Origin of the sequence: Neorhizobium turbinariae (genome assembly GCF_023223505.1) — a bacterium.
GTDB lineage: Bacteria > Pseudomonadota > Alphaproteobacteria > Rhizobiales > Rhizobiaceae > Neorhizobium > Neorhizobium turbinariae.
Map to the genome: position 1 here is coordinate 229,016 of NZ_JALPRY010000016.1, position 21,210 is coordinate 250,225.

General features: G+C 62.3%; 21 protein-coding genes. 8 read left to right on the forward strand and 13 right to left on the reverse strand.

What is annotated here, in order from left to right:
- The 3 genes from thiP to M0654_RS15470 all read left to right on the forward strand — a co-directional run bounded on the left by thiP (position 1) and on the right by M0654_RS15470 (position 4,081).
- Complete coding sequence (thiP, locus tag M0654_RS15460) at positions 1-1,623, forward strand: thiamine/thiamine pyrophosphate ABC transporter permease ThiP (RefSeq protein WP_248683876.1); 1,623 nt, start codon at positions 1-3, stop codon at positions 1,621-1,623.
- On the forward strand, positions 1,616-2,323 hold the full coding sequence (locus M0654_RS15465; protein WP_248683877.1) for a thiamine ABC transporter ATP-binding protein: 708 nt from the start codon (positions 1,616-1,618) through the stop codon (positions 2,321-2,323). Before thiP ends, M0654_RS15465 begins: the two co-directional genes overlap by 8 nt.
- 243 nt (positions 2,324-2,566) lie before the next feature.
- Positions 2,567-4,081, forward strand: coding sequence for a M48 family metalloprotease (locus tag M0654_RS15470; RefSeq protein ID WP_248683878.1), 1,515 nt, complete (start codon positions 2,567-2,569; stop codon positions 4,079-4,081).
- A gap of 9 nt (positions 4,082-4,090) precedes the next feature.
- Here M0654_RS15470 and M0654_RS15475 read toward each other — a convergent pair whose 3' ends face one another.
- From M0654_RS15475 to M0654_RS15495, 5 genes are all read right to left on the reverse strand, one after another.
- Complete coding sequence (locus tag M0654_RS15475) at positions 4,091-4,954, reverse strand: RNA polymerase factor sigma-32 (RefSeq protein ID WP_118850961.1); 864 nt, start codon at positions 4,952-4,954, stop codon at positions 4,091-4,093.
- 304 nt (positions 4,955-5,258) lie between these two features.
- Positions 5,259-5,831, reverse strand: coding sequence for a CarD family transcriptional regulator (locus tag M0654_RS15480; protein WP_118850962.1), 573 nt, complete (start codon positions 5,829-5,831; stop codon positions 5,259-5,261).
- A gap of 391 nt (positions 5,832-6,222) precedes the next feature.
- Positions 6,223-6,561, reverse strand: coding sequence for a ferredoxin FdxA (fdxA, locus tag M0654_RS15485; protein ID WP_248683879.1), 339 nt, complete (start codon positions 6,559-6,561; stop codon positions 6,223-6,225).
- A 177-nt stretch (positions 6,562-6,738) separates the two neighbouring features.
- Positions 6,739-7,146 (reverse strand): RNA-binding S4 domain-containing protein, encoded by a 408-nt coding sequence (locus M0654_RS15490; RefSeq protein ID WP_248683880.1) that lies wholly within the window; start codon positions 7,144-7,146, stop codon positions 6,739-6,741.
- Positions 7,147-7,150: 4 nt separating this feature from the next.
- A complete protein-coding gene (locus M0654_RS15495) occupies positions 7,151-10,240 on the reverse strand; it encodes a helicase-related protein (protein WP_248683912.1) in 3,090 nt (1,029 codons plus the stop codon).
- A 475-nt stretch (positions 10,241-10,715) separates the two neighbouring features.
- Between M0654_RS15495 and M0654_RS15500 the strand changes: the two genes are divergently transcribed.
- Together M0654_RS15500 and M0654_RS15505 are read left to right on the forward strand one after the other, a co-directional pair.
- The gene (locus M0654_RS15500) at positions 10,716-10,871 is read left to right on the forward strand and encodes a DUF3309 family protein (protein WP_118850965.1); all 156 of its coding nucleotides are present in this window, start codon (positions 10,716-10,718) and stop codon (positions 10,869-10,871) included.
- A gap of 41 nt (positions 10,872-10,912) precedes the next feature.
- Positions 10,913-11,167, forward strand: a complete 255-nt coding sequence (locus tag M0654_RS15505; RefSeq protein WP_118850966.1) for a YMGG-like glycine zipper-containing protein — start codon at positions 10,913-10,915, stop codon at positions 11,165-11,167.
- 76 nt (positions 11,168-11,243) lie between these two features.
- On the opposite strand, the gene phbB is transcribed toward M0654_RS15505, so the two are convergent.
- Positions 11,244-11,972, reverse strand: coding sequence for a beta-ketoacyl-ACP reductase (phbB, locus tag M0654_RS15510; protein ID WP_248683881.1), 729 nt, complete (start codon positions 11,970-11,972; stop codon positions 11,244-11,246).
- A 120-nt stretch (positions 11,973-12,092) separates the two neighbouring features.
- The gene (locus M0654_RS15515; protein ID WP_248683882.1) at positions 12,093-13,274 is read right to left on the reverse strand and encodes an acetyl-CoA C-acetyltransferase; all 1,182 of its coding nucleotides are present in this window, start codon (positions 13,272-13,274) and stop codon (positions 12,093-12,095) included.
- 253 nt (positions 13,275-13,527) lie between these two features.
- On the opposite strand from M0654_RS15515, the gene phaR reads away from it, so the two are divergent.
- Complete coding sequence (gene phaR, locus M0654_RS15520) at positions 13,528-14,103, forward strand: polyhydroxyalkanoate synthesis repressor PhaR (protein ID WP_118850969.1); 576 nt, start codon at positions 13,528-13,530, stop codon at positions 14,101-14,103.
- 113 nt (positions 14,104-14,216) lie between these two features.
- Here the strand turns inward: phaR and rpmF are convergent, their stop codons facing one another.
- The 3 genes from rpmF to mtgA all read right to left on the reverse strand — a co-directional run bounded on the left by rpmF (position 14,217) and on the right by mtgA (position 16,001).
- Positions 14,217-14,402 carry a 50S ribosomal protein L32 gene (rpmF, locus tag M0654_RS15525; RefSeq protein WP_118850970.1) on the reverse strand — a complete coding sequence of 62 codons (186 nt, stop codon included), beginning with the start codon at positions 14,400-14,402 and terminating at the stop codon, positions 14,217-14,219.
- Between the two features lie 146 nt (positions 14,403-14,548).
- A complete protein-coding gene (locus M0654_RS15530; protein ID WP_248683883.1) occupies positions 14,549-15,196 on the reverse strand; it encodes a glutathione S-transferase family protein in 648 nt (215 codons plus the stop codon).
- A 70-nt stretch (positions 15,197-15,266) separates the two neighbouring features.
- Positions 15,267-16,001 (reverse strand): monofunctional biosynthetic peptidoglycan transglycosylase, encoded by a 735-nt coding sequence (gene mtgA / locus M0654_RS15535; RefSeq protein WP_248683884.1) that lies wholly within the window; start codon positions 15,999-16,001, stop codon positions 15,267-15,269.
- A 127-nt stretch (positions 16,002-16,128) separates the two neighbouring features.
- Between mtgA and M0654_RS15540 the strand changes: the two genes are divergently transcribed.
- Positions 16,129-17,043 (forward strand): polyprenyl synthetase family protein, encoded by a 915-nt coding sequence (locus M0654_RS15540; RefSeq protein WP_248683885.1) that lies wholly within the window; start codon positions 16,129-16,131, stop codon positions 17,041-17,043.
- A 36-nt stretch (positions 17,044-17,079) separates the two neighbouring features.
- Positions 17,080-17,724: a LysE family translocator gene (locus M0654_RS15545; RefSeq protein ID WP_248683886.1), complete on the forward strand. Its 645-nt coding sequence runs from the start codon at positions 17,080-17,082 to the stop codon at positions 17,722-17,724.
- A gap of 23 nt (positions 17,725-17,747) precedes the next feature.
- On the opposite strand, the gene M0654_RS15550 is transcribed toward M0654_RS15545, so the two are convergent.
- The 3 genes from M0654_RS15550 to M0654_RS15560 all read right to left on the reverse strand — a co-directional run bounded on the left by M0654_RS15550 (position 17,748) and on the right by M0654_RS15560 (position 21,144).
- A complete protein-coding gene (locus M0654_RS15550) occupies positions 17,748-18,407 on the reverse strand; it encodes an OmpA family protein (RefSeq protein WP_248683887.1) in 660 nt (219 codons plus the stop codon).
- Between the two features lie 157 nt (positions 18,408-18,564).
- The gene (gene ispG, locus M0654_RS15555; RefSeq protein WP_118850976.1) at positions 18,565-19,815 is read right to left on the reverse strand and encodes a flavodoxin-dependent (E)-4-hydroxy-3-methylbut-2-enyl-diphosphate synthase; all 1,251 of its coding nucleotides are present in this window, start codon (positions 19,813-19,815) and stop codon (positions 18,565-18,567) included.
- Between the two features lie 144 nt (positions 19,816-19,959).
- Positions 19,960-21,144 (reverse strand): MFS transporter, encoded by a 1,185-nt coding sequence (locus M0654_RS15560; RefSeq protein ID WP_248683888.1) that lies wholly within the window; start codon positions 21,142-21,144, stop codon positions 19,960-19,962.
- Between the last annotated feature and the right edge of the window lie 66 nt (positions 21,145-21,210).

Below are 21,210 nucleotides of genomic sequence, written 5' to 3' on the forward strand. Positions count from 1 at the left end.
ATGCTGACAGCCGCTCAGCGAAAATGGAGCCTGGGTTGGGGCTTTGCCGCCTTTGGCGGCATCGCCTTCTTCGTTGGTGCGGCAATTGCCGCGCTGCTCCTGTGGGATAGCGGCGCCGCCGGCGGCCAGTTCTTCACACCCTATACCTGGCAGATCCTGCGCTTCACGCTCTGGCAGGCGGCGCTTTCTACGATCCTATCGATCCTGTCCGGCCTGCCCGTGGCGCTCGCGCTGGCGCGGCGACCGAAATTCCTCGGCAGGATCTGGATCGTTCGCCTGATGGCGCTGCCGATGGGCCTGCCGGTGCTGATCGGCGCGCTTGGGCTGATCGGCATCTGGGGTCGCCAGGGCATCATCAACAACACGCTGCTGACACTGGGTGTTGAACAGCCGATCAGCATCTATGGGCTGTCCGGCATCCTCATCGCGCATGTCTTCTTCAACATGCCGCTGGCGGCCCGGCTGCTGCTGGCAGCGCTGGAACGGCTACCGGCGGAGTACTGGCTGCTATCCTCGAGCCTCGGCATGAAGCCGCTTTCGGTCTTCCGCTTCGTGGAGGGCCCGGCGACGCTGCGCGTTCTTCCGGGCGTGGCGGGTCTCATCTTCATGCTGTGCGCGACGAGCTTCACGCTTGTCCTGGTCCTGGGCGGCGGACCCGCGGCCACCACGCTGGAAGTCGCCATCTACCAATCGCTGCGCTTCGATTTCGATCCGCCGCGGGCAATCGCGCTCTCCTTCCTGCAGATCGGCATCACCGCGATCATCCTCGCCGTCATCTCCACCCTGCCGAAACCTGATGACGATGAGAACCTGCACGGTCGCGCATCGCGCCGCTTCGACGGCAGGACGGCAGGTGCCAGATCCTGGGATGCCGTCATCATCCTTTTTGCCACGGCCTTCCTGGTGCTGCCGCTCGCATCGATCGTCGCCTCCGGCATCCAGGCGGATCTCTGGCGGCTCTTCAAAAGCCCGGCCTTCCACCAGGCGGCGCTGACAAGTTTCGCCATTGCCGTGGCCGCGGGCCTGCTTTCGGTCGCGACATCGGTTGCGATCGTCGTGGCACAGGAAGCAATCGACGACATGAAGCGGCCGGGCGCCGGCGCAAGAGCCTTCGCGGCGACACTCGGCGGCATGGGTTCGCTGGTGCTTCTGGTGCCCCCCGTCGTGCTTGGCACCGGCTGGTTCCTGACACTGCGCTCGCTCGGCGACGTCAACCGGTTTGCGCCGGTCCTGATCGTCATCATCAACGCACTGATGGCACTGCCGTTCGTGATGCGCGTCCTGTCGCCGGCAATGGCAACCCACAGGCGGCGCACGGCGCGCCTTTCCGCCAGCCTGGGCCTCTCAGGCATCTCCAAACTCATGCGCATCGACCTTCCGCCGCTTGCAAAGCCGCTGCTGACATCGCTCTCCTTCGCGATGGCGCTGTCGCTTGGCGACCTTGGTGCGGTCGCGCTGTTCGGCTCGAGCGAACTCACCACCCTGCCATGGCTGGTCTATAGCCGCCTCTCAAGCTACAGGACCAATGATGCAGATGGGCTGGCACTGCTGCTCGGGCTTTTTTGCCTGCTGCTGACAATGCTCGGGACGGCAGGACGCGAAAGGCACCATCAGGATGAGTGAGAGCGTCGTGCTCGACAATGTGGAGCTTGGGGTCGGGGCCAAGACGTTCCGCTTCAACTGCGCGATCAAGCCGGGCTCCATCACGGCGGTCACCGGCCCGTCCGGCTCGGGCAAATCCACGCTTTTGAACCTGATTGCCGGCTTCGAGACAGCCGACAGTGGCCGCATCCTGATCGGCGGCCGGGACGCCACGCTTCGGCATCCGTCGGAGCGACCCGTATCGCTCGTCTTCCAGGACAACAATCTTTTTGCCCATCTCGACCTCTTCACCAATGTCGGCCTGGGCATCCACCCGGCCCTGAAGCTTTCAGGTGAGTATCGGCAGGCCGTTTCGGATGCGTTGAGCTGGGTCGGGCTTGATGGCTTCGAGAAGCGTCTGCCCGGAACCCTGTCGGGCGGTGAGCGTCAGCGCGTCGCCTTCGCCCGGGCGCTGGTGAGGCGCAAGCCGGTTCTCCTGCTGGACGAACCCTTTGCTGCGCTCGATCCCGGTCTGCGCCAGTCCATGGCGCAATTGCTCCTCGACCTGCATGGGCAGACGGGAAACACGGTGCTGATCGTCACGCATGATCCGAACGAGGTTCGGCGGCTGGCGGACGAGGCCATCTTTGTCGACCGCGAAACCATCCTTCTTCACGCCCCGGTGGATGAATTTGTGCAGCGCGACGACCTGCCGTCGCTGGCGCAATTCCTCGAAGGCTGAGGCAGGTCGCTGCGGTCGAACAACGGCGGCTCACCCGACTGTTATTGCACTGCCACAATTTGACCGTCACACGATGGCATGCGGCTTGCAGGGCGATATCTATTTGCAAAAGCACGGGCACGACTTATTTCAGCAAGACGATCTGTGCAGGCGAGATGAAAATCGCTAAGCGGAAGTCAGCGGCGGGGGAACATCTTGCCGCTGACAGAACCCTTGGTTTGGAAGAGGCAGAAGCAAACGACGATGAGGCGCGACACGGCTCCACCCGCTGTATTGCAAACGGCCCGTCCCCGTTCGAGCCTCAGGAAGCTTTGCGTCCTGCTGGGCACAAGCCTGCTGCTGTCCGCCTGCCAGTCGGTGTTCGACCAGGCCTATACCCCCAATGTTGCGCCGTCCGATAAGCCGCAGATCGTCGACGAGGTGCAGAAGAACGACCCCCGGGCACAGATGGGTGCGCGCGAGCATCCGCGTATCGTCGCGAGCTACGGCGGTGAATATCGCGACGCCAAGACCGAACGTCTGGTGGCGCGCATCGCCGGTGCCCTCACGGCCGTCTCGGAAAACCCGAACCAGTCGTTCCGCATCACCATCCTGAACTCGCCTGCCATCAACGCCTTCGCGCTGCCGGGCGGCTATCTTTATGTGACCCGCGGCCTGCTGGCGCTTGCCAACGATGCCTCGGAAGTCGCAGCCGTGCTCTCCCACGAGATGGGCCACGTGACGGCCAACCATGGCATCGAGCGGCAGCGCCGCGAAGAGGCGGAAGTCATCGCCAGCCGTGTGGTGGCGGAGGTGCTGTCCAGCGATCTGGCCGGCAAGCAGGCCCTGGCGCGCGGCAAGCTGCGGCTTGCAGCCTTCTCCCGCCAGCAGGAACTGCAGGCGGACGTGATTGGCGTGCGGATGTTGGGTGAAGCGGGCTATGACCCCTATGCGGCAGCCCGGTTCCTCGATTCCATGGCGGCGTATGCGCGTTATTCCGCCGTCGACCCCGACAGCGACCAGAGCCTCGACTTCCTGTCGAGCCACCCGAACTCGCTGCAGCGCGTCGACCTTGCCCGCCGCCATGCCCGCAACTTTGGCCAGGAAGGCACCGTGGGTGACCGTGGGCGCGACTATTACATCGCCGGCATCGACGGCCTGCTCTATGGCGATAGCCCACAGGAAGGTTATGTGCGCGGCCAGACTTTCCTGCATGGCACGCTCGGCATCCGCTTTGACGTGCCGCCGGAATTCCGGATCGACAACAAGGTCGAGGCGGTTCTGGCGACCGGCCCCGGTGAAACGGCCATCCGCTTCGATGGCGTGGCTGCGGGTGATACGACGAGCCTCAGGAATTACCTGACGAGCGGATGGGTGGCCGGGCTTCAGCAGTCGACGGTGCGCGAGTTGCAGATCAATGGCCTGCCGGCCGCGACCGCCCGCGCCTCTGCCGATCGCTGGGATTTCGATGTGACGGTGATCCGGGTCAACGACCAGATCTTCCGCTTCCTGACGGCTGTACCGAAGGGCAGCACCACTCTGGTTTCAACGGCCGAGACTTTGCGCTCCACCTTCCGACGGATGACGCCAGAGGAGATCGCATCGCTGAAGCCACTCAGGATCCGTATCTTCACCGTTACAGCCAACGATACGCTGGCGTCGCTCTCGGCGCGCATGATGGGCACCGACCGCAAGCTTGATCTCTTCAAGCTCATCAACGCGCTGCCAGCCGGCGCGACGGTGTCGCCCGGCCAGAAGGTCAAGATTATCTCGGAATAAGCCGCCTGCTCAGCAGACGGCCGCCATCTGCGGGTTGGCCGAAACGAGCGCCGACTTCAGCTTTTCGATGGCACGGCTTTCGATCTGGCGAACGCGCTCCTTCGAAATACCGAGTTCGGCACCAAGCGCCTCGAGCGTGGCGCCCTCGTCCGTCAGCCGGCGCGCGCGGATGATCTTCTTTTCGCGATCGTTGAGTTTGGTCAGCGCGCCCTGCAGCCACTTGAGGCGACGTTCGCCGTCGATCATGCCGGAAACCTGCTCGTCCGGCAGCGGCTCGACGCTGGCGAGCATGTCGAGGCGCTCGCCGCTGTCTGAGTCACCGGCGATGGATGGCGCCTGCAGCGATGCGTCATTGCCGGAAAGTCGGGCGTCCATGGTCTGCACGTCGGCAACGCTGACGCCGAGCGCGGCGGCAATTTCTTCATGGATGGCGCGGGCGGTGAGGTTGGAGTCACCGCGGGCAAGCTTGGCGCGCAGGCGACGAAGGTTGAAGAACAGTGCCTTCTGGGCAGAGCTCGTTCCGCCACGCACGATCGACCAGTTGCGCAGGATGTAATCCTGCATGGAAGCGCGGATCCACCAGCTGGCATAGGTCGAAAAACGGACATCACGTGCCGGCTCGAACCTTGCCGCCGCTTCAAGCAGCCCTACATAGCCTTCTTGTACGAGGTCGCTCATCGGCAAACCGAAGCCACGGAATTTCGAAGCCATGGCGATGACGAGACGCATATGCGCCAGCGCGATCTGGTTGCGCGCGTCCTGGTCTTTGTCGTCCTTCCAGCGGACCGCGAGATCGCGCTCCTCTTCTCGGGCGAGATAGGGAGCGGACATTGCTATCTTGATCATGGTGCGGTCTGCGGACATGGCAGTCATCGTGTTCTCCGTGAACGATCTGATCCGACAAAAGCCAGCATTCCGGAAACACCAACGGCCGCGTCATTCTCTAAACAATGACCGGCACCTAAGCATTCCAACGCGCTGCTTTTGCTCCCCTCGTTGAACTGAACGGAGAACTCCATCGGGCCCAAGCCCGACATCGCCCCCGCCTTCACAAATGGAGGCGGCCCGACAGCTATCGGTTCGCCTTCCGGCGGGTAAACGCGGCGTCCGGACAAAAGTTCCAATAAAAAACCCGGCTTTAAGCCGGGTTCTTTTGGAAAGTATCTGAAGGAAGCAATTACGCTGCTTCTTCCTGTGCTTCGTCTTCGTCAACAGTCTTGCCGCGCTTGGGACCCTTGGCAAGGTTGACTTCAACCAGACGAACGGCTTCCGTTTCCGACATCTTGTTCACAGCGGCGATTTCACGCGCCATGCGATCCAGTGCCGCTTCATAAAGCTGGCGCTCGGAATAGGACTGCTCAGGCTGGTTTTCGGCGCGATAAAGATCGCGAACCACTTCAGCGATGGAGATAAGGTCGCCGGAATTGATCTTGGCATCATATTCCTGGGCGCGGCGCGACCACATGGTGCGCTTCACGCGAGCCTTGCCCTGCACAACCTTGAGAGCGCGCTCGACAAAATCCGTTTCCGAAAGCTTGCGCATGCCGATGCTCACGGCCTTTGCGACCGGCACCTTGAGGCGCATCTTGTCCTTCTCGAAATCAATCACAAAAAGTTCGAGCTTCATGCCCGCAACTTCTTGCTCTTCGATCGCTGTAATCGTACCTACACCGTGTGCAGGATAAACAATTGCTTCGCCGGTCTTGAAGCCCTGGCGTGCAGGCGAATTCTTTTTCTGCTGGGTCGTCATTCGATTCACAAACTCCCTGTTACTCACCCGTTTATCGGGTCGGGGAAACCGGGTCTGTCAGGCCCGGATGAGACGGGGGAAACCGTCGGGTCACTCCATACTGGTCCGACCAACGCGCGCGAAAAACAAACTCCATCGCGAAGTGCGACCGACAACAGCGAGACGTAGCAATGTCACGAGAACTGCGTTCGGGATGATCTGTTGCTTTCGTGATGTTTTTTGGGCACGCGAGTGCCGTCTTGTGGAACAGTAGTTTTCATCTACCACAAAAAAGCGCGGAAATCAATAATTTGCTTTTGGGGGTGTGCAAAACGTCACACCCGCCTTTGCCCAACATTGAGGCAAAGCGGCCATATGGAGGCCAGCAGTGATTCGCGGCAGAAGGGAGCCCTCAGTCCCCCTTGCCCGGCTCCGGCGAGAAGAACTGGTCGAACTTGTTGTCGACGCCGTCCATTTCCTTTGCTTCAGGAAGCGGGTCGCGCTTCACCGTGATGTTCGGCCAGATCTGCGCGAACTCGGCATTCACCTTGAGCCACTTGTCGAGCCCCGGCTCGGTATCCGGCTTGATCGCCTCGGCAGGGCATTCCGGTTCGCAGACGCCACAGTCGATGCATTCATCAGGATGGATGACGAGGAAGTTCTCGCCCTCGTAGAAACAGTCGACCGGGCATACCTCGACACAATCGGTATATTTGCAGCGAACACAATTGTCGGTCACGACATACGTCATGGGAAAACTCCAGACCATCGAGGATGCGCGGCAAGCAGGCGAAGGGCCGGCTCATCGCAGCCGGAAGATGCCTTGGGAAGGGAATGGGGTCCGGCTTTCGACAGTCAGGTAAAGCGTTTGGCCCGCGTTATCAAGGAGAAAGCTTGCAGAAAAACACGGCCTTCCAGATCGCTTTTTCTAATCGCCGTCGACATCCGGAAAGAGCCGGTCGATCTCGCGCCGTTCCTTCTTGGTCGGGCGCCCGCTGCCCGGCGCCCGTTGCGCCTGCTCAAACAAGCTCAGGCGTTTTTGCTCCTCCGGCGGAGGCGTCAGGTCGTCATAAAGCAGTCGCGCTTCCTCGAACGGTCCGCGACGCTCGCCGCCTGACTTGACGACGAGCACAAGGTCGCGGCGCTCAAGCGCTAGGTTGATCCGGTCGCCGGGCTTCACAAGGAAGCTCGGCTGCGTGACGAGGTCACCGTTCACCCGGACGTTGTTGGAAGCGATGAAGGTCTGCGCCAGCGAACGCGATTTCACCATGCGCGCGAAGAACAGCCATTTGTCGATGCGCTGACGCGGACCGGGTTGTGACTGTTTCTCCGCCATCGCCCTACTTCTTCATCTGCTCCTTGAGAGCAGCCAGCTTTGCAAAGGGTGAATCCGGATCGATCGGCTTTTCCTTGCGTGGTGGCTTGGCCTCGAAGCGCGAGGGCTGCGACCCTTTGCCGCGGTCACCCCGATCGGGCCGTCCGCCGCCCTCGTGGCGGTCCGCACGGTTGTTGTTGTCCGGACGACGATTGTTGTCGCGGTTCGGCTTCCCACCTTCGCGGCGCTCACCGTTCTGGCGACCTTCGCGACGGTCACCACCACGGCGATCATCCTGGCGACCAGTCGCCTGCCCTGCTTCGCCACCCGCATTGCGGGGGCCGGAGCCGCGACGCTCGCCATGACGGGGACGGCCACCGCGCTGGTCGTTGTCACGACCGGTGCCCGGGCGCCAAAGCAGAACTGGCTTCGGCTCTTCAGCTTCGGCAGGTGCCGTCGCCGGTGCTTCTGCCGCCGGTGCTTCTGCCGTAGCGGCTTCTGCGACTGTGGGTTCGGCAGCCTCAACGGCTTCAGCAGGCTGGGCCGCTGCAGTTTCTTCCGTTGCCGTAGCTTCTGAAGCTGTTTCAGTCGCTTCAGAAGCTGTAGCCTCAGCCGGCGCGTCGGCGGCCCGGGCGCTTGCAGCGGCGCTGCCGTCCTGGCTGGCGAGGAATGCCTGGGCTTCTTCAGCCTTCACGACATCGGCGCGATAACCGAGGCCCTTGAGGATTTCTTCCATGTCGTCCGGCGTTGCGCCAAGGATCGACAGCATGGAGGTGGTCGTCGTGAACCGACGGCCGTCATAAGCACCCTCCGGACGCGGCGTCGTGCCCGGCTTCCACTGCAAAAGCGGACGGATGAGGTCGGCAAGACGCTCGAGGATGTCGATGCGCACCGCACGCTTGCCGAGGAAACGGAAACCGGCGAGCTTGTAGAACATCCGCTCGAAAGACGGATCAGCAACAACCGAAGTACGGCCGGCAGCAAGTGCGGGAATGAGGTCGCCGTAGCCCGGCTTGTCGAGACCGTCGTTCTTCAGCGCCCAAAGAAGCGTGATGAGTTCGGCCGGCGCCGGCTTCAACAGGGCCGGCATGAAGACATGGTAGGCACCGAAGCGGATGCCGTAGCGGCGCATGGAAGCGCGCGCATCCTGGTCCAGCGCCTTGACGTCTTCCGCGACATCGCGACGGAACAGAACGCCAAGGTTTTCGACGAGCTGGAAGGCCAGGCCCTTGGCAAGGCCCTGCAGGTCTTCAGCGCGCGACAGGTCGTCAAGCGGCTTCAGGACCGTTGCAATGTGATGGTTCACGAAGCGCTCGATGCGCGCCACGACATGCTCGCGGGCATTGCCCGTCAGCTGCTCGTCGGCAAGCAGGATCACCCGCGGGCGCATGATGTGGTCGCTGGAAGACAGGCGGGCAACCGGATCGCCCAGCCAGCGCACGAAGCCGTCCGAACCGACAGCCAGGTCGCCATTGCCGGAAGCGTAAAGCCGCGCGGCACGGGCTTCGAATTCCAAAGCCAGAGCCTTCTGGGCGGCGGCCTGCACGGCCTTGGCATCGGGGCCCTCTGCACCCGCGACAGGCGTGAACCGGAATCCGGCCAACTGCCCGACGTGATGTCCTTCAACGAAGACATCGCCATTTACACTGATTTCAGCTTCCAGCATCGCATTCTCTCTTAGGCGCCTCATGAGCACAGATGTCCTGCGATCAACAAAGCGTTTCGTCAACCTTTCATGTAGCGCGTCCGACAGCCTATCCTCGATTTCCCGAGTCTTTTCTTGCCAGTGTGTCGGATCAGCCAGCCAGCCGGGGCGGTTCGACACATAGGTCCAAGTGCGAATCTGGGCAATGCGGGCGGATAAGGTGTCGATCTCGCCATCAGTCCGGTCAGCGCGGCGGACCTGCTCCGCCATGAAATCCTCGTTGACCGTTCCGTGACGCACAAGATCGAAGAAAAGAGTCGAAATAAGGTCCGCGTGCTGCGCGGGCGCAATCCGGCGATAATCCGGCAGGGCGCAGGCTTCCCACAAGCGCTCGACGCGCTGCGGGCTGTTGGCCGCGTCGCGGATCTCCGGATAACGCGAAAGATGATCAAGCGCCTGACTGTCAGTCGCCGGCAAGGCGCGGGAAAGACCAGCGATCGTCGGCGCCGCATCGAGGCTGTCGCGCAAGCTGCGCAGCGACGAGAAGTCGAGGTTCTTGGAGCGCCATTGCAGCACCTTCACCTGGTCGAATTCGTGGCTCTCGATCCGCTCGACCAGTTCGTCGTCGAACGGCGCCACCTGCCCCGTCACGCCAAAAGTCCCGTCGCGCACGTGGCGGCCGGCACGGCCGGCGATCTGCCCAAGCTCGCCCGGGTTCAGGTTGCGGAACTGGTAGCCATCAAACTTGCGGTCCTGGGCGAAGGCGACATGGTCGACGTCGAGGTTGAGGCCCATGCCGATCGCGTCCGTCGCCACCAGATACTCGACATCGCCGGACTGGTAGAGCCCGACCTGGGCATTGCGCGTGCGCGGGCTCAGCGCCCCAAGCACCACGGCCGCACCACCACGCTGGCGGCGGATGAGTTCGGCAATCGCGTAAACCTCGTCGGCGGAAAACGCGACAATGGCGGAGCGCTGCGGAAGGCGGGTGATCTTCTTCTGTCCGGCGTAGAAGAGCTGCGACAGGCGCGGACGTTCGATCACGGTGATGCCGGGCAGCAGCTTTTCCAGGATCGGCCGCATTGTGCCGGCACCAAGCAGCAGCGTTTCGTCGCGGCCGCGCAGATGCAGGATACGATCGGTGAAGATGTGGCCGCGTTCGAGATCGCCCGCGAGCTGCACTTCATCGATGGCAACAAAGGAGGCGCGCGTCTCGCGCGGCATCGCCTCGACGGTGCAGACCGAAAAACGCGCGTTCGGCGGCGAAATCTTTTCCTCGCCGGTCACAAGCGCGACCTGCGTCACGCCGACCTTTTCCACCAGCCGCGTATAAACCTCGCGCGCCAGAAGACGCAGCGGCAGGCCAATGACGCCGGTGCCGTGGGCGACCATGCGTTCAATGGCATAATGCGTCTTGCCGGTATTGGTGGGACCGAGGACGGCGGTTACGCCGCGCCCGCTAAGCATCATAGGCTGAAAGTTCAAAGCCGAGTTCCGCAAGTTCAATGGCCAAGTCGGTAAGCAAGTCTCGGCCACCGAACACATGGCAATCCTGCCCGTCAAACGCAAGCCCAGCCGCCGAAAAGCAACGAGATAAACTGCAGATGCGCCCGAAGAAGGGCCGAAACGCGAGTCACATCAAGGCGTTAAGGAACAGATGCGAACGAATCGACGACGAATCGATGACTCGAGCGGATTCAACTTTTGTTCTCGCAAGATCTAGTTGCGGCGGTTCTCGAGTCCCACGAGATCCTGAATCTGCCGATTAACACTTCTTCCAGCCTCCTCAACCCGGCACGACAGGGCGCGATTGCAGAGTCAAGAGCCCCAAATGGGCGGCTGTCTTAACCCGCGCTTAAGCACGAGCCTGAGCCTCTGGAACAATTTCCCGTAGACGACGTTGACCCGCCGATTCCATCAGGATCATCTATCGGAGTGGAAAGTCATGCTCGGAACCGTACTGCTCATCATCCTCATTCTCCTGCTTATTGGCGCGTTGCCGAATTGGGGCTATAGCCGAGGCTGGGGTTATGGGCCGTCCGGAGGATTGGGGCTTGTGGTCCTTATCGTCATCATCCTGCTCTTGATGGGCAGGATCTAAAACGGCGCGGCCGTCGGTAAAACAGGGAAGGGAAAACGGATATGAAAAAGATTGTACTTGTATGCAGCATGGTTGGCGCCCTCGCATCTTGCACGGCAACTGAACGTGGCACCGCAATCGGTGCAGGCACCGGCGCGGTTATCGGTGGCGCAGTGACCAACAGCTGGGGCGGCGCCGCAGTTGGCGCAGTTGCCGGCGGTCTCGTTGGTGCCGCTGTTGGCCAGTCCACGGAACGCCGTGGTTACTGCGTCTATCGCGACCGCTACGGCCGCACCTACGAAGCACGTTGCCGCTAATCAACGTCTTCGCATGAATGAACCGGTGTCGAGCAATCGACGCCGGTTTTTCTTTGCGGGTCTTGCCTATTGCGGCTCAGCCCGCGAAGAACTGGCCGCCATTGGCCGAGATCGTCGAGCCGGTAATGAACCCGGCATCGTCCGAGGCAAGAAACACCACGCAGCGCGCAATCTCCTCAGGTTCCCCAAGCCGTCCGACCGGGATCTGCGTAATGATCTTTTCGGCGAGTACCTTTTCCGGAATCGCCCGCACCATCTCTGTGCCGATATAACCCGGGCAGATCGCATTGACGGTGATGTTCTTGGCAGCACCTTCCTGCGCCAACGCCTTGGTGAAGCCGAGATCGCCCGCCTTGGCGGCCGAATAGTTCACCTGCCCCATCTGGCCTCGCTGCCCGTTGATCGAGGAGATGTTGATGATGCGCCCGAAATTCCGGTCGCGCATCCCGCTCCAGACCGGATGCGTCATGTTGAAGAGGCCGTTGAGGTTGGTGCCGATCACCTCGGTCCACTGATCCGGTGTCATCTTGTGGAACATGCCGTCGCGTGTGATGCCGGCATTGTTGACCAGCACCTCGACCGGACCGAATTCAGCCTCGACCTTGGCAATGCCCTCGACACAGGCGTCGTAGCTCGAGACATCCCACTTGAAGATCGGGATGCCGGTTTCCTTGTTGAAGGCCTGGGCCTTTTCCTCGTTGCCGGCATAGTTTGCGGCAACTCTATACCCGGCCTTCGTCAGGGCCACCGATATGGCAGCCCCGATACCCCGCGTCCCTCCCGTGACAAGTGCGACCCTGCTCATCCAGTCTTTCCCTCTGTTGATCCGGCTCTTGGGTAACCGGACATTCTCATGCGGGCATTCGGCGGGACGAGTCTGGCAGCAGGTGATGCGCCAGACTAATGCAACATCACCGTGTCTTCATCACATCGCTTCCAGGCACATGGCGACGCCCATGCCGCCACCGATGCAGAGCGTGGCAAGACCCTTCTTGGCGCCGCGACGCTTCATTTCGAACAGCAGCGTGTTGAGGATGCGCGCGCCCGATGCACCGATCGGGTGGCCGATGGCGATCGCACCACCGTTGACGTTGACGATCGACGGGTCGAGCCCGAGATCGCGGGTGACGGCGCAGGACTGGGCCGCGAAGGCTTCGTTGGCCTCGACGAGGTCGAGGTCGCCGACCCGCCAGCCGGCCTTTTCCAGTGCCTTGCGCGACGCCGGGATAGGCCCGGCGCCCATGATCTGCGGATCAACACCGGCGGTTGCCCAGGACACGATGCGTGCCAGCGGGCTGATGCCGCGACGCGATGCTTCTTCCTCGCTCATCAGCACGGCGGCGGCAGCGCCGTCGTTGAGGCCAGACGCGTTGCCGGCAGTTACCGTGCCTTCCTTGTCGAAGGCCGGGCGCAGCTTGGCCATGGCGTCGAGCGTGGAGCCGGCGCGGATATATTCGTCGTTGTCGACGATGATGTCGCCCTTGCGGGTCTGGATCGTGAACGGGATGATCTCGTCCTTGAAGCGGCCGGCCGCCTGGGCAGCTTCCGCCTTGTTCTGCGAGGCGACCGCAAACTGGTCCTGCTCCTCGCGCGACAGCTGCCACTGACGAGCAATGTTCTCGGCGGTGATGCCCATGTGGTAACCGTAGAAGGCGTCCGTCAGGCCGTCCTTGATCATCGTGTCGATCATCTTGAAGTCGCCCATCTTCACGCCGCCGCGCAGGTGCGCGCAGTGCGGCGCCATCGACATCGACTCCTGGCCACCGGCCACGATGATCTTGGCGTCGCCCAAGGCGATCTGCTGCATGCCGAGCGCCACGGCGCGCAGGCCAGAACCGCACAGCTGGTTCACGCCCCAGCCCGTCGCTTCCTTCGGGACGCCCGCCTTCATCGCCGCCTGGCGCGCCGGGTTCTGCCCCTCGCCGGCCGGAAGAACCTGGCCGAGGATCACTTCATCGACTTCCGCGGCATCCACGCTGGCCCGCGACAGGGCACCCCTGATGACGGCAGCGCCAAGCTCATGAGCCGGAGTGTTGGCGAAGGAGCCGTTGAATGAACCCACTGCCGTACGGGTGGCAGATGCGATCACGATGGATGGGGTGGCCATGGGATGTGTCCTTGTATTTCATGAATTGGCGCGAGACTGGCAAAGCTTCGACGCCGTGTCAAACCGTGGTTTGGGCGTCTCGGCAAGGCCGCTCAACCTCATTTTGTTTTTGCATCGTTGCTGCGCAACATGACAATCATCGCGCCGCACAAAACATTTGTAACTGCTCCGACTTTCGGCTTACACTTGTAACGGGAGAACAGTGCCATCGATAAAAATCAGCACCATGTTTTGACGGGAGCAGGAGGCAAGTATGGCGAAGACCGACGGCGAAATCACGATCAAGAAATACGCCAACCGACGCCTCTATAACACGGGGACCAGCACCTATGTGACGCTGGAAGACCTGGCCAAGATGGTGAAGAAGGGCGAGGAATTCGTCGTCCAGGATGCCAAGACGGGGGAAGACATCACCCACTCGGTGCTGACCCAGATCATTTTCGAGCAGGAGTCCAAGACCGGCAATACGCTGCTGCCGATCTCCTTCCTGCGCCAGCTGATCTCCTATTACGGCGACCAGATGCAGATGGTTGTGCCGACCTTCCTCGAGCAGTCCATGAAGGCGTTTACCGACCAGCAGGTGCAGATGCGCGAGCAGATGACGAAGGCGCTCGGCGACACGCCGATGGCCAAGAACCTGCAGGTACCGATGCAACTGATGGAAGAGCAGGTGCGCCGCAACACCGAGATGTTCCGGCAGGCGGTGCAGATGTTCACGCCGTTCAACGGCCAGGCAACGCAACCGGCTGCAAAAAAGGCCGACTCCAAGGACATCGACGAGTTGAAAGAACAGCTGCGCAACCTCCAGAGCCGCCTCGACAACCTCTGAGGCAACAGGGCCGGCGCGCTGATCGCCAGCAGGTCCTTGGCGAATTTAGCGCGGGCCACAAACGAAAAAAGGCCGGCAAAGCCGGCCCTTCATCAAAGTCCAACAAGAAAAGCTTATGCGCTTTCCTTCGGCGTCAGAACCTGACGACCGCGATACATGCCGGTCTTCAGATCGACATGGTGCGGACGGCGCAGTTCGCCGGAGTTCTTGTCTTCAACATAGGTCGGAGCCTTGAGTGCGTCTGCGGAGCGGCGCATACCGCGCTTCGACGGGCTCGTTTTTCTCTTCGGTACAGCCATTTTGGTTACTCCACTTCGTGCAAAACATGATTCCCGGCCGGAACTGAGGCCGAACTCATCATGTCTCGATCTCGGAAATTTGGGCGGCTTATACATGCCATGCAGGGCTTTGACCAGTACCTGCCGGCATTTTTTCGAAATAAGCGCTAAGCTTCGTCTTCCGGCACGATCCAGGTCTCCTGCAGCGCCGCTTCCTGCCACTTCAGCCAAGCCGGATGCGCCTTCACGGCGTTCATGTAGGCGAGCGTCTCTTCGTCGCGCACAAGGTCATAGACATCGAAGCGGTTGACCACCGGCGCGAACATCGCGTCTGCGCCCGAGAACTGGCCGAACAGGAACGGGCCGCCGGACTTCTGCCTGAGCTCGCGCCAGATCGTCTCGATGCGTGCTACGTCATCCATGACACCGGCCGGAAGGTCGATCACCCTCTTTGGCCGCCTTATGTTCATCGGGCAGGCGCCACGCAGCGCCCGGAAGCCCGACAGCATTTCCATCGACACCGCGCGAGCCACCGCACGGTCCGCGGCGGCAGAGGGCCAGATGCCCTTGTCCGGGAACAGTTCGGCCACGTACTCGATGATCGCGAGCGACTCCCACACCCGCACGTCGCCATGGTGCAGGACCGGCACGCGCGCGGTTGGCGAAATATCCTCGAAACGCGGATTGCCGGCCGGAAAATCAAACGGGATCAGCACCTCCTCGAAAGGGATGCCCGCCGCCGTCATGGCGATCCAGGGGCGGAAGGACCAGGACGAGTAGTTCTTGTTGCCGATGTAGAGAGTAAGCTTTTCCATGCGCGTGTCTCCGTGTGCCCATCAGCTTGTAATCAGCGGAATGGACGGCGACCAATGAATTCGCGCGAAGTCAGGGATAAATGCATTTGATATAGGCGCCGGAAGCACGTGCCCGCCGCTCCACCACGCCCGCCAGCCGCGTCATGCCGCGCCCCGGCTTGCTGGCCACGCGGGTAAACGGGTTCGGCAGCGCCACCGCCAGCAGCGCCGCCTGTTTGGTACTGAGCTTCGAGGCAGAGGTCTTGAAGTGACGCTGTGCGGCGGCCTCCGCACCATAGATGCCCGGCCCCCATTCGGCGATATTGAGGTAGATCTCCATCATCCGCGGTTTCGACCAGACGAAATCGGCGCCGAGCGCCAGCGGCAGTTCCAGGGCCTTGCGAATGAAAGAGCGGCCATTCCACAAGAACAGGTTCTTGGCCGTCTGCATCGGAATGGTGCTGGCGCCGCGTGTTGCTTCTCCGTCCAGCGCGTCCTCCACCACGCTGCGCATCTGGTTCCAGTCGACGCCGCCATGCAGGCAGAAGCGTGCGTCCTCAGACATCATCACGGCGCGCACGAGGTTCGGCGAGATGTCGTCCAGGCTCATCCACTGGCGATCATAGCCACGCATCAGCGCCAGTTCCGAAAGCATCAGGGTCGAAACCGGGCGGGTGAAGGGCAGCGCGTAAACGAGGATCAACAGGTAGGGCAGCACAAGCACCGCAAGCACGGCCAACAGAATTCGCCGGATCATCCTGCGCCACCCTCCCCGTCGCTCGACGGCGGGCTCTTCTGCTCCATTGTCTTCCGGCGCAATATCCAAGCTCTTCGTCCCTGCCTGCCCGTTTCATAACCGCACATGCCGGCGATGGCGAGTCCGCCAAGGCAAACTTCACCACCCGTGGTGAATCCGCATTGTCAGCCATCAGGCGCCGTGCCAAACAGCAGCCATGACGGATGCGACAGACCAATTCGAAACACGCCTGCGGCAGAGTGCAACCGAGACGGAAGCGCTGCTGACATCGCTGCTTTCCGAGGCGCCCCTGCCCGATGAAATCGGCCGCCCGCAAAACCTCATGGCGGCGATGCGGCACGGCTCGCTCAACGGCGGCAAGCGGCTGCGGCCCTTCCTGCTGCGGCAGGCGGCCGAGATGCTGGGCGGACCGAAAGACGCTGCCCTCCGGGTTGGCGTCGCCCTCGAATGCATCCACTGTTATTCGCTGATCCACGATGACCTGCCGGCGATGGACGACGACGACCTACGTCGCGGCCAGCCGACCGTGCACAAGGCCTTTGACGAGGCAACCGCGATCCTTGCCGGCGACAGCCTCCTCACCTTCGCCTTCGACATCATCGCCGCACCGGAAACCGAACTTGCCGACCGGTTGAAGACGGAGCTCGTGCTGACGCTTGCCCGCGCCGCCGGCGCCGGCGGCATGGCCGGCGGACAGGCGCTGGATCTCGCCGCCGAGAAGGTGACGCCGGACGAAGCCGGCATCGTCACCCTGCAGGCAATGAAGACCGGGGCGCTGTTGCGGTTCGCCTGCGAAGGCGGCGCGATCGTTGCCGGCGCTACTGCAGACGACCGGCAGCGCCTGCGCGCCTTTGGCGAGAAGATCGGCCTCGCCTTCCAGCTCGCCGACGATCTCCTGGACGTCACCTCGGATGCCGCCACCATGGGCAAGGCAACCGGTAAGGATGCTGCGCGCGGCAAGGGGACGCTCGTTTCGCTCCACGGTACCGCCTGGGCCGAGCAGCAGCTCGACACGCTGGCGAAGGAAGCTTCCGCACTCCTTGAGCCATACGGGACAAAGGCTGCTATCCTCCAGCAGGCAGCCCGGTTCATCGCCGATCGCACCAGCTGACGGACAAGCGCAAGCGGCGCGCATGGGAGGTTTGGAATGCCGGACGTGTTCGTTTACCTGCCGCACATCTGGCCGGCTTATGTCGCGTTCCTCATCGCGGTCTTGAGCCCCGGCCCCGCCAACTTCGCCATCATGGGCACGGCGATCTCGGAAGGACGCCGCGCCGGCCTCATCATCGCGCTCGGCATCTTCTGTGGCTCGCTCACCTGGGCGATCTCGGCCGCACTCGGCCTTGCCGCCATCCTGCGCACCTATGCCGTCGCGCTCGAGGTGATGAAGGTCCTCGGTGGGCTTTACCTGATCTATCTTGCCTGGAAAGCCTACAAGTCGGCACGCCGCAGCGACGCGCTGCAGGCGGTGGCTGAAACCCGGGCAGCGCCGCGCACCGCCCGTCAGCTCTGGCTGCGCGGTTACGCCATCCACGTCACCAATCCGAAGGCAATCTTCGGCTGGCTTGCGATCATTTCACTGGGTCTTCCGGCCAATCCGCCGACCTCGGCGATCGTCTTGATCGTCGGAATGTGCAGCACGACGAGCCTGCTCGTCTTCACCGGATATGCGATGCTGTTTTCAACGCAGCGCGCGTTGCGGGTCTACAAGTCGGCAAGACGCTCGATTGAGGCGACGATGGCCGTGGTCTACAGCCTCGCCGGCTTCAAGCTGTTGACGAGCCGCATCTAGCACGGCTCGCCACTTCACGAGGATCAGCCCTGGGTGATCGGCGCGATCGCCACTTCGACGCGGCGGTTCTGGGCGCGACCTTCCGCCGTCGCGTTGGATGCGATCGGCTGCGACGGGCCAAAGCCCATGGTCGAAATGCGGCGCTGGTCGACGCCACGGCTGCCAAGATAGTTCGCAACCGAAGCCGCACGACGCTCCGACAGGCCCTGGTTGTGCTGCAGGCTGCCGGTCGAATCGGTGTGGCCGTTCACGTCGATGAAGGTACGATTGAACTTGTTGAGCACGATCGCAACGGAATCCAGCGTCCGGTAGAACGGCGGGATCACCTGGTCCTGATCGGTTGCAAAGGTGATGTTGGACGGCATGTTGAGGATGATCCGGTCGCCCATGCGGGTTACCGATACGCCCGTGCCCTGCAGTTCGGCACGAAGCTCGGCTTCCTGGTTGTCCATGTAGGCGCCGATGCCGCCGCCTGCGAGCGCACCGATGCCGGCGCCGATCAGCGCGTTGCGGCCAGCATGGCGGCCACCCGTTAGCGCGCCGGCAAGTGCGCCGACGCCGGCGCCGATCGCAGCACCGCCCGCAGTGTTGGATACCTTCTGTTCCCCGGTATAGGGGTCGGTCGTGGTGCAGGCAGAAAGATAGGTCGCGCTCAGCGCGACGATCGCAATTTTCTTGAGCATGTAATCGAGGTCCCCGTCGTCAGTGGTGACCCGTCATTTACCATAGATTGCGGCATTTGCGAGGAGGCCGCGCGACCACATGCACGCGAGCACCGGCCTGTGTTTTCCCTGCATCAATTATTCGGGCGCACTGCCCGCCAATCGCAGCAAAAACGGCTTATTCCGCGGCACTCTTCCGGCCGAAGCGGTTCTCGATATAGTCCGCCACGAGCTTCTCGAAGTCGCTCGCAATATTCGGGCCGCGCAGCGTCATGGCCTTCTTGCCGTCGATGAACACCGGTGCGGCCGGCGTTTCCCCCGTACCCGGCAGAGAAATGCCGATATCGGCATGCTTGCTTTCACCCGGCCCGTTGACGATGCAGCCCATGACCGCAACGTTCAGCGCTTCGACGCCCGGATATTTTTCGCGCCAGACCGGCATGTTCTTGCGGATGTCGTCCTGGATGTTCTGCGCCAGTTCCTGGAAAACGGTCGAGGTGGTGCGGCCGCAACCGGGGCAAGCGGCAACCACGGGAATGAACTGCCGGAAGCCCATGACCTGCAGCAGTTCCTGCGCCACCTGAACCTCACGGGTCCGATCGCCGTTCGGCTCCGGCGTCAGCGAAACGCGGATGGTGTCTCCGATCCCGTGCTGCAACACGTAACCCATGGCGGCAGAAGAGGCGACGATGCCCTTGGACCCCATGCCGGCTTCCGTCAGGCCAAGGTGGAGGGCGTGGTTGGAGCGCTCGGCGAGCATGGAATAAACGGCAATCAGGTCCTGTACCTGGCTGACCTTTGCCGACAGGATGATACGGTTGCGCGGCAGGCCGATGCTTTCCGCCAGTTCAGCCGAGATCAGCGCCGACTGGACGATCGCCTCATGCATCACCTGGCGGGCCGAAAGCGGTGAACCTTCCGCGGCATTGCGGTCCATCAGCGTGGTCAGCAGGTCCTGGTCGAGCGAACCCCAGTTGACGCCGATGCGGACCGGCTTGTCGTAGCGGATCGCCATCTCGATGATGTCGGCGAACTGCTTGTCCTTCTTGTCCTTGAAGCCGACATTCCCGGGATTGATGCGGTATTTTGCCAGAGCCTCGGCGCAGGCCGGATGATCGGCGAGAAGCTTGTGACCGATGTAATGGAAATCGCCAACCAGCGGCACATCCATGCCGAGCCGCAGCAGGCGCTCGCGGATCTTCGGCACGGCCGCAGCACTCTCGTCACGGTCCACCGTGATGCGCACGATCTCCGAACCCGCGCGATGCAGGGCCGCCACCTGGGCAACCGTTGCATCGATGTCGGCGGTGTCGGTATTCGTCATCGACTGCACAACGACCGGCGCCCCTCCCCCCACGATGACGCCGCCGACATCAACGGCAACGGTGGAACGGCGTGGCTTGGGATCGTAGTCAATCGGTGACGGCATGGGTTGCTCACTGCCTTCGAAGGAGGAAATGCAAGAAAAAGTTGCTTCTCAGGTGGCGTATGCCTGCCGCCTTGTCAACGGGCGGTGCGCAGGCAGCAGTCAACCGGGACGCTCCTCTTCCTACCAAAGCCTCATTGCGACTTTTTAGTGGTGCGCGTTGTCCGCATGGCGCGCAAGCGACGACAGGAACAGCACCACCACCAAGAGGGCCGAGAGACCGGCAAAGATCGATGCGAGACCGGTATGCTCGGCGATGAAGCCGATGCCGGACGGCGCCACCAGGATGCCGGAATAGCCCATCGTCGTGACCACGGACAAGCCGACGCCGGCGGCCATTCCAGGGAGATTGCCGGCGGCGGAGAAGCAGATCGGCACGATATTGGAGATGCCGATGCCCGCCAGCGCAAAGCCTGCAATGGCGACCGAGGTGTTCTCCGCGAAGCCGATCAGAAGCATGCCGAAGATGGCGATGACGACGCAGGCGCGCAGCGTCATGACCGCACCGAACCGGTCGCGGATCAGGTCACCGGCGAAACGCATCACCGCCATGGTGAGCGAAAATGCCGCATAAGCGAGACCCGACAACGTTACCGATGCACCGAGTTCGCTTCGCATGTAGAGCGCGCCCCAATCCAGCACCGCGCCTTCCGGAACCATGCAGAACAACGCCATGATGCCAATCAGCCACGGCAGTGGCGAACGCGGTAGCCGGGCGCGCTTGCCTTCAGCAGCTTCGTCGGGATGCGGAGCATCGTGGAAGACGATCTTCCACGAGGCAAGGATCATCAGCGCTGCAACAGCGGTCACCAGCACCGCATGGGCGCCGACGCCCATATGGTCGATCAGGAAACCGCCGGTCGAAGAGCCGATCAAGCCGCCAAGGCTCCAGAAGGCGTGGCAAGACGACATGATCGCCCGTCGCATCGACTTCTCCACCGCAACGGCGTTCGCGTTCATGGCGACGTCCATCGCCCCGATGAGCCCGCCAAACAGGAAGATCGCGACGGCACCGGACCAGATGCCGCCCACCCAGGTGAGCAGCAGCAGGGTTGGCGTCAACAATAGGGCGCTGATCTTCGACACGCGGCTCGAGCCGAACCGGGCGATCTGCATGCCGGCGAGCGGCATCATGACGATGGAGCCAAGCCCGAAGGTCAGGATCATCAGGCCAAGCGTGCTTTCGCTCAGGCCAAGCCGCTCCGCGAATTCCGGGATCTTCGGCGCCCAGGCGCCGATCATGAAGCCGTTCATGAGGAAGAGCAGCGACACTCCGATACGTGCAGGCGTTACCACCGCAGCGGAAGCTTTGGGCACGGCTTGCGAATCCATCTGATCCTCCTCCAGTTGCCGCAGCATTTATTTAAATCGATTAGCATGCGCAACCATCTCGCTGGT